Source organism: Modestobacter sp. SYSU DS0657 (assembly GCF_054050925.1).
In genome coordinates this window covers 101,664-109,133 of the sequence record NZ_JBJHAG010000012.1, presented here as the reverse complement: position 1 = coordinate 109,133, position 7,470 = coordinate 101,664, and the positions used below count along the sequence as shown (strand labels likewise).

7 protein-coding genes are annotated in these 7,470 nt (G+C 74.1%); 3 read left to right on the top strand and 4 right to left on the bottom strand.

Annotation, left to right across the window (positions count from 1 at the left end; all coding sequences use genetic code 11):
* Positions 1-365 (top strand): sugar phosphate nucleotidyltransferase (locus ACI79A_RS09980; protein ID WP_457082557.1); only part of this gene is annotated, 365 nt, incomplete at its 5' end.
* Here ACI79A_RS09980 and ACI79A_RS09975 read toward each other — a convergent pair.
* Genes ACI79A_RS09975 through ACI79A_RS09960 form a run of 4 tightly spaced genes read right to left on the bottom strand, consistent with a single transcriptional unit; the run spans position 350 to position 4,099 of the window.
* A complete protein-coding gene (locus ACI79A_RS09975) occupies positions 350-1,276 on the bottom strand; it encodes a DNA-3-methyladenine glycosylase family protein (RefSeq protein WP_457082555.1) in 927 nt (308 codons plus the stop codon). The genes ACI79A_RS09980 and ACI79A_RS09975 overlap by 16 nt on opposite strands.
* On the bottom strand, positions 1,273-2,043 hold the full coding sequence (locus tag ACI79A_RS09970) for an SDR family NAD(P)-dependent oxidoreductase (protein WP_457082553.1): 771 nt from the start codon (positions 2,041-2,043) through the stop codon (positions 1,273-1,275). Before ACI79A_RS09970 ends, ACI79A_RS09975 begins: the two co-directional genes overlap by 4 nt.
* A 36-nt stretch (positions 2,044-2,079) precedes the next feature.
* Positions 2,080-3,180, bottom strand: a complete 1,101-nt coding sequence (locus tag ACI79A_RS09965; protein WP_457082551.1) for a mannose-1-phosphate guanylyltransferase — start codon at positions 3,178-3,180, stop codon at positions 2,080-2,082.
* A 1-nt stretch (position 3,181) separates the two neighbouring features.
* Entirely contained in the window at positions 3,182-4,099 is a 918-nt protein-coding gene (locus ACI79A_RS09960; protein ID WP_457082549.1) for a glycosyltransferase family 2 protein, read from the bottom strand.
* 192 nt (positions 4,100-4,291) lie between these two features.
* Here ACI79A_RS09960 and glf point away from each other — a divergent pair, with 192 nt between their 5' ends.
* Together glf and ACI79A_RS09950 are read left to right on the top strand one after the other, a co-directional pair.
* Complete coding sequence (gene glf, locus ACI79A_RS09955) at positions 4,292-5,479, top strand: UDP-galactopyranose mutase (protein ID WP_457082547.1); 1,188 nt, start codon at positions 4,292-4,294, stop codon at positions 5,477-5,479.
* A gap of 19 nt (positions 5,480-5,498) precedes the next feature.
* The gene (locus tag ACI79A_RS09950; RefSeq protein ID WP_457082545.1) at positions 5,499-7,451 is read left to right on the top strand and encodes a glycosyltransferase; all 1,953 of its coding nucleotides are present in this window, start codon (positions 5,499-5,501) and stop codon (positions 7,449-7,451) included.
* The last annotated feature ends 19 nt before the right edge of the window (positions 7,452-7,470 follow it).

Sequence of the window (7,470 nt, the reverse complement as noted above, 5' to 3'; positions counted from 1 at the left end):
CGGGGCTGTACTTCTACGGCCCCGACATCGTCGACGTCGCCCGGGGCATCACCCCCAGCGGCCGGGGCGAGCTGGAGATCACCGCGGTCAACGAGCACTACCTGCGGCAGGGGCGGCTGACCGTCACCGCGCTGGACCGGGGCACCGCCTGGCTGGACACCGGCACCTTCACCTCGCTGCGCCAGGCCACCGAGTTCGTCTCGGTGGTCGAGGAGCGGCAGGGGCTGAAGATCGGGTGCATCGAGGAGGTCGCCTGGCGGAACGGCTGGCTGGACGACGACGGCCTGCGCCGGGCCGCCGAGCCGCTGGCCAAGAGCGGGTACGGCGCCTACCTGCTGGGCCTGCTGGGTCAGAACCGCCGGTAGTCCGTGGGGGCCATCCGCGGCCCCCGCTTCGGCGGCATGCTCCCGCCCACCTCCAGCAGCCGGACCACCCGCTGCCGGTGCCCGCGCCAGGGCTCGAGCAGCTCCAGCATGCCGGCGTCGTCGGTCTTCCGGCCGGCCAGCGACCAGCCGACCAGGTTCTTCAGGTGGTAGTCGCCGACGCTCACCGAGTCCGGGCAGCCCACCGCCCGCTGGGCCACCTCGGCGGCGGTCCAGACGCCGATCCCGGGCACCGACTGCAGCCGGCGGCGGAGGTCGGCGCACCCGGTGTGGTCGCCGGCCTCGAGCCGGGAGGCGACCGAGGCGACCGCGCGCAGGGCGCGGCGGCGGGCGCCGTCCAGGCCGCAGGCGTGCCACTGCCAGTCGGTGACCGCCAGCACCCGCTCGGGCGAGGGGACCACCCGCATCCCGGCCGGCACCGGCCCGGGCGCCGGCTCGCCGGCCAGGCGGAGCAGCTCCCGCCAGGTGCGGTGCGCCTCGATGCCGGTCACCTTCTGCTCGAGCACCGCGGGCGCCAGCGCGTCCCAGACCCGGCCGGTGGCGCCCAGCCGCAGCCACGGGGTCGCCCGGTGCAGCCGCACCAGCAGCGGGTGCGGTGCCGGGTCGAACCCGCCGTCGGCGTCCTCGGCCCCCAGCCAGCGCGGGCCGGTCGCCACCGCCCAGTCCGCCCCCGGCCCCCACCCGTCGAGGCGCAGCCCACCGGGCCCCCCGCTGACCCGCAGGGTGGCCGGGCCGTCCGGGGTGGTCGTGGTGCGCCAGACGCCGTCCTCGGCGTAGCGCAGCGTCGGGTCGCCGGTGCCCCGGCGGTCGCGGGAGAGCACCCGGCGCACGTCCAGCGGCCAGTCGGGCACCCAGGTCCGCGTGACCGCGCGGGCGGGGACCGCCGTGGTCACCGGGGTGCCATGCGGAGCGCGCCGTCCATCCGGACGACCTCGCCGTTGAGGTAGCCCTGCCGAACCAGGGCCAGCGCCAGCTCGGCGAAGTCCTCGGGCCGCCCCAGCCGACGCGGGAACGGGACGTTCTCGGCCAGCGCGGTGCGCGCGGCCTCCGGCAGGGCGGCCAGCAGCGGGGTGTCGACGATCCCGGGGGCGATGGTGACCACGCGGACGCCGACCGGGGCGAGGTCCCGGGCGGCCGGCAGCGTCATGCCGACGATGCCGCCCTTGGACGCGGCGTAAGCGACCTGCCCGACCTGCCCGTCGTAGGCGGCGATCGAGGCGGTGTTGACCACGACCCCGCGCTCTCCGTCCGGGCCCGGCTCGGTGGCGGCCATCGCCGCGGCCGCCAGCCGGAGCACGTTGAACGTGCCGACCAGGTTGACCGTCACCGTGCGGGTGAAGGCGCCCAGCTCGTGCGGGGCGCCGTCGCGGCTCAGCAACCGGCCGGCGTAGCCGATGCCGGCGCAGTTCACCGCGATCCGCAGCGGGCGGTCCTTGCCGGCGGCGTCGGCGACCGCGGCCTGCACCGACGCCTCGTCGGTCACGTCGGTGCGGACGAACGACGCCGCGCCGCCCAGCTCGGCGGCGAGCGCCGCGCCACGGTCGGCGTCGAGGTCGACCACGGTCACCGCGGCGCCGGCCGCGGCCAGCGCCCGCGCGGTGGCGGCGCCGAGCCCGGAGGCCCCGCCGGTGACGAGTGCGGCGACGTCGAGGTCGGTCATGGCAGCGAGGTTAACCACCGCCGGCGTTCACCCGGCCTAGCTGAACCGGCGGCCGAACCGCTCCTCGACGACGGCCAGCAGCTGCTTGACCCGCTCGGCGTCGGCGACCGGGCAGACCATGGTGACGTCGGCGGTGTGCACCACCACGCTGTCGCGCACCCCGACGAGGGCGACCAGGTGGTCGGGGTCGTCGCTGAGCACCACGTTGCCGGCGCTGTCGGCGAGCACCGTCAGCCCCCGGACGGCGTTGCCGGCGGCGTCGGTGGGCAGCGTGTGCGCCAGCGCCGGCCAGGAACCGACGTCCAGCCAGTCGACGTCCAGGTCGACCACGGCCACCCGGCCCGGCTCGGTGGCCGCAGGCTCCAGCACCGCGTAGTCGACGCTGATCTTCGGCAGCGTCGGGAAGACCTCGGCGAGCACCGCGTCCCGCTCCGCGCCGGCCGGGGCGGCGACGACCCGGGCCAGGCCGGCGGCGGTCTCCGGCAGGTGCTCGGCCAGCGCGTCCAGCACGGTGCGCGCCCGCCAGACGAACATGCCCGAGTTCCAGACGTAGTCCCCCGAGGCGAGGTACGCCTCGGCGGTGGCCCGGTCCGGCTTCTCCTTGAACGCCGCCGCCTCGGAAGCGCCCGGCACCCCGGTCGGCGCCCCCTTCTGCACGTAGCCGAAGCCGGTGGCCGGCGACGTCGGGGTGACGCCGAGGGTCACCAGGGCGCGCGGGCGGTCGGCGAGGACGGCGTAGGCGGTGCGCAAGGCCGCGGCGAAACGCTCCACGGGGCGGATGACGTGGTCGGCGCTGACCACGGCCAGCTCGGCGTCGGGGTCGACGTCGGCGACCAGGGCAGCGGCCAGCCCCACGGCGTTGGCGGTGTCCCGGGCCACCGGCTCGAGGACCAGCCGGCCGGCGGCGAGCTCCGGCAGGGCCGCCCGCACCGCGTCGGCGTAACCGGCCGCCGTGCACACCCAGATCCGGTCGGCGGGGAGGACCGCGCGCAGGCGGCCGAACGCCTCGGCCAGCAGGCTGTGCGCGCCTCCTCCCTCCTCGGCGACCACGTCGAGGAGCTGCTTGGGCCGGGCCGCCCGGGACAGCGGCCACAGCCGCGTGCCCGAACCGCCCGCCATGATCACCGCGTGCTGCACGTCACCGCTCCGATCGGTCGAGGTCGTCGGCGCCGCGCTGGAAGCGGGCCCCGGCGGCCACCTGGCCGCTGACGAAGGACAACAGCATCCGGGCGCCGAGCCCCGCGCGGAGCGCGGCCCGCAGCGGCGCGTTCCCCGGGCCGGGGTGGCGGGCGGAGAGGTAGCGGAGCGCGCTGGTGTGGTGCACCCGCGCCATCCGGTGCGGCTGACGCCGGGTGGCGTGGCCGCCCTCGTGCACCACCACGGCGGAGGGGACGTAGACGTTCAGCCAGCCGCGACGGCCCAGCCGCTCGGCGAGGTCGACGTCCTCGAAGTACATGAAGTAGCCCGGGTCGAAGCCGCCGATCGCGTGGAAGGCGGCCAGGTCGACCAGCAGGCAGGAGCCGGACAGCCAGCCGGCCGGACGCTCCCGCGGCGCCTCCCGCTCGCGCCGGTACCGCGCCGTCCAGGGGTTGGCCGGCCAGAACCACCCGAACGCCGCGTGGCCGATGCCGGTCGAGAGCCGGGGCAGGTCCCGGGCCGACGGGTAGAGCTCGCCCTCCGGCGTGCGGATGGCCGGTCCCAGCGTGGCCGCCCGCGGCCAGCGGGCGGCGGCGGCGAGCAGCTCGTCCACCGAGCCGGGCTCGAAGCGGACGTCGGGATTGGCCACCAGCGCCCAGCCCTCTGGAACGTCGGCCAGGCCGGCGTTGACCGCCGCCCCGTACCCGACGTTGCCGCCGGTGGGCAGCAGCCGGACGTTGCCGTGCGCCGCCGCCACCCGCTCGGGCGCGCCGTCGGTGGAGCCGTTGTCGGCGAGCACGACGTCGGTGGCCCGGGTGGTCGCCGCGGCCAGCGACTCGACGAAGCCGTCGAGCGCCTCACCGGGTGAGTACGTCACCGCGACGACGCGGAGCGGGGGGACCGGGGCGGGAGGACGCACGGGCCGACCCTAGAGGCGCGCGGTCCCCGCTTTGCGCCTGGACCGGCCGTCCCCGGCCACGGCGGCGCGGGAGCGGAGCGACCCGGGTGCGGGAGCGACGCCTGGGGTGGGTGTGCCACGACGGGTGCCGAGGGGCACCGGGACCGGCGTGCGGTCGTGACCACCCGGGCCACCCGGGTACCGTCGGTCCCCGTGACTGGTGCGCCCCCTGACCTCGTCGTCGTCGGCTCCGGCTTCTTCGGCCTCACCGTGGCCGAGCGTGTGGCCAGCCAGCTGGGGAAGAAGGTGCTGGTCCTCGACCGCCGTGACCACATCGGCGGCAACGCCTACTCCGAGCCCGAGCCCGAGACCGGCATCGAGGTCCACCGCTACGGCGCCCACCTGTTCCACACCAGCAACGAGCGGGTCTGGCAGTACGTCAACCAGTTCACCGAGTTCACGAAGTACCAGCACAAGGTCTACTCGATCTTCGACGGCCAGACCTACTCCCTGCCGATGAACCTGGCCACGCTCTGCCAGTTCTTCGGCCGCAGCTTCTCCCCCGACGAGGCCCGCGCGCTCGTCGCCGAGCAGGCCGGCGAGTTCGACACCGCGTCGGCCGCCAACCTGGAGGAGAAGGCCATCTCGCTGATCGGCCGCCCGCTCTACGAGGCGTTCATCCGCGGGTACACGAAGAAGCAGTGGCAGACCGACCCCACCGAGCTGCCGGCCGCGGTCATCGCCCGGCTCCCGGTGCGCTACACGTTCGACAACCGCTACTTCAACGACACGTACGAGGGCCTGCCGGTCGACGGCTACACCGCCTGGCTGACCCGGATGGCCGAGCACCCCAACATCGAGGTGCGGCTGTCCACCGACTGGTTCGACGTGCGGGACGACCTGCCGGGTGACGTGCCGACGGTCTTCACCGGCCCGATCGACAAGTACTTCGGCTACGCCGCCGGTGAGCTCGGGTGGCGCACGCTGGACTTCGAGACCGAGGTCCTGCCGATCGGCGACTTCCAGGGCACCTCGGTGATGAACTACGCCGACGAGGACGTGCCGTTCACCCGGATCCACGAGTTCCGGCACTTCCACCCCGAGCGCGCCTACCCGGCGGACAAGACCGTCGTCGTCCGTGAGTACTCGCGGTCGGCCGAGAGCGGCGACGAGCCGTACTACCCGATCAACACCCCCGAGGACCGCGCCAAGCTGGAGACCTACCGGGAGCTGGCCCGGAAGGAGGCGGCCGAGAAGCGCGTGCTCTTCGGCGGCCGGCTGGGCACGTACAAGTACCTGGACATGCACATGGCCATCGGTTCCGCCCTGAGCATGTTCGACAACCGGATCCGGCCCTTCTTCGACGAGGGTGGCTCGCTCGACGGCCGCCTCGACGACTGACACCGAGGACTGAACCCGCATGATCAGCACGCCCCACACGGTCTCCCCCGAGCGCGTCAGCGAGCCGACCGCGGCCGACCTCGCCTCCGGCAAGGCGGTGACCCTGCTGCAGCGGGTGATCCTCCCCCGCCCCGGCGACCCGCTGAAGGTCCGGTCGCTCTACGTCGACGAGACCGCCACCCGGCGGGTGAAGTCCGCCAGCCGGGCCGACGCCACCGTCGCGGCGGGCAACGAGGTCTCCCTCGCCACCTACTTCAATGCCTTCCCGGCCAGCTACTGGCGGCGCTGGACGGTGCTGGAGAAGGTCGTGCTGAGCATGCGGGTCTCCGGGCCCGGACGCGTCGACGTGTACCGCTCCAAGGCCGACGGCAGCATCATCCACGTCACCGGCACCACCACCACCGGTGGCGACCGCGACCTGGAGTTCGAGCTGGACCTCACGCCGTTCGAGGACGGCGGCTGGTACTGGTTTGACCTCAGCGCGGACGACGGCGACCTCACCCTGCACGAGGCCTCCTGGTCCGCCGCTCGGCGCCCGGCGCACGACACGCGGTTGTCGATCGGCATCTGCACGTTCAACCGTCCCGACGACTGCGTCGCGGCCCTGCGCGCACTGGCCGGCGACCCGGTCGTCGACGCCCTCATCTCCCGGGTGATCGTCGCCGACCAGGGCAACAAGAAGGTCCGGGACGCCGCCGGCTTCACCGCCGCGTCCGAGGCCCTCGGCGACCGCCTGCTACTGGTCGAGCAGCCCAACCTCGGAGGCAGCGGCGGGTTCTCCCGGACGATGTACGAGGCGCTGCACTCCACCGACGCCACCCACCACATCCTGCTCGACGACGACGTCCAGCTGGAGCCCGACAGCGTGGCCCGGCTCTTCGCCTTCGCCCAGTTCGCCAAGCACCCGATGCTGGTCGGCGGTCAGATGCTGGCCCTGCAGGACCGCTCAGTGCTGCACACCATGGGCGAGGTCGTCCAGCCGGACAAGTTCTTCTGGCGGGCCGCGCCGAACACCGAGTACGCGCACGACTTCGCCAAGAACAGCCTGCGCCGTTCACCGCAGCTACACCGGCGCATCGACGTGGACTACACCGGCTGGTGGATGTGCCTCATCCCGCGGGAGACCATGGAGCAGCAGGGTCTGGCGCTGCCGGTCTTCATCAAGTGGGACGACGCCGAGTACGGGATCCGGGCACGGGAGAACGGCTTCCCGGTGGCCACGCTGCCCGGGGCCGCCGTCTGGCACCTGTCCTGGAGCGACAAGGACGACACCGCCGGGTGGCAGGCGTACTTCCACACCCGCAACCGGCTGGTCGCTGCCGCCCTGCACACCCAGTACAAGCACGGCGGGACGCTGCTGCGGGACACCTTCAAGTTCGACCTCAAGTTCCTGATCATGCTGCAGTACGCGACGGCCGCCCTGCACCACCGCGCCTACGACGACTTCCTCGCCGGCCCCGAGCGGCTCTTCCCCCTGCTGCCGACCGCGCTGCCCACGGCGCTCAAGCACCAGGGCGACTACCCCGACGGGCAGGTCATCGGGTCCTCGTCGGACCTGCCGCTGCCGTCGATGGGCGCGGTCAAGGCCGAGCGGTTCATGAAGCCGCCCACGACCCCGGTGACCATCGGCCGCACGCTGCTGGGCGCCCTGCTGCACAACGTGCGGCCGCCGAAGGAGCAGGCCGCGGAGCGCCCGCAGCTGAACATCAGTGCCCAGGACGCCCGCTGGTTCCTGCTCTCCCGGCTCGACAGCGCGACGGTCGGCACCGCGGACGGTCGGGGGGTGACCTTCCGGCGGCGCGAGCCGCAGACCTTCTGGCGGATGCTCCGCCACTCGGTGAAGGTGCACGTCCGGCTCTACCGGGAGTTCCCGGCGCTGGCCGAGCGCTACCGGGCCCAGCTCGGTGAGCTGACCTCCCCGGATAGCTGGGAGCGCGCCTTCCAGGCCGACGGCCAGCACGGGCGCGGCTGAGCCGTCCCCCACACGCGAA

What these genes read in the sequence shown, in the direction of transcription:
- ACI79A_RS09970 (WP_457082553.1), bottom strand. Translation starts at nt 2,043, where the DNA reads ATGACCGACCTCGACGTCGCCGCACTCGTCACCGGCGGGGCCTCCGGG.
- ACI79A_RS09950 (WP_457082545.1), top strand. Translation starts at nt 5,499, where the DNA reads ATGATCAGCACGCCCCACACGGTCTCCCCCGAGCGCGTCAGCGAGCCG.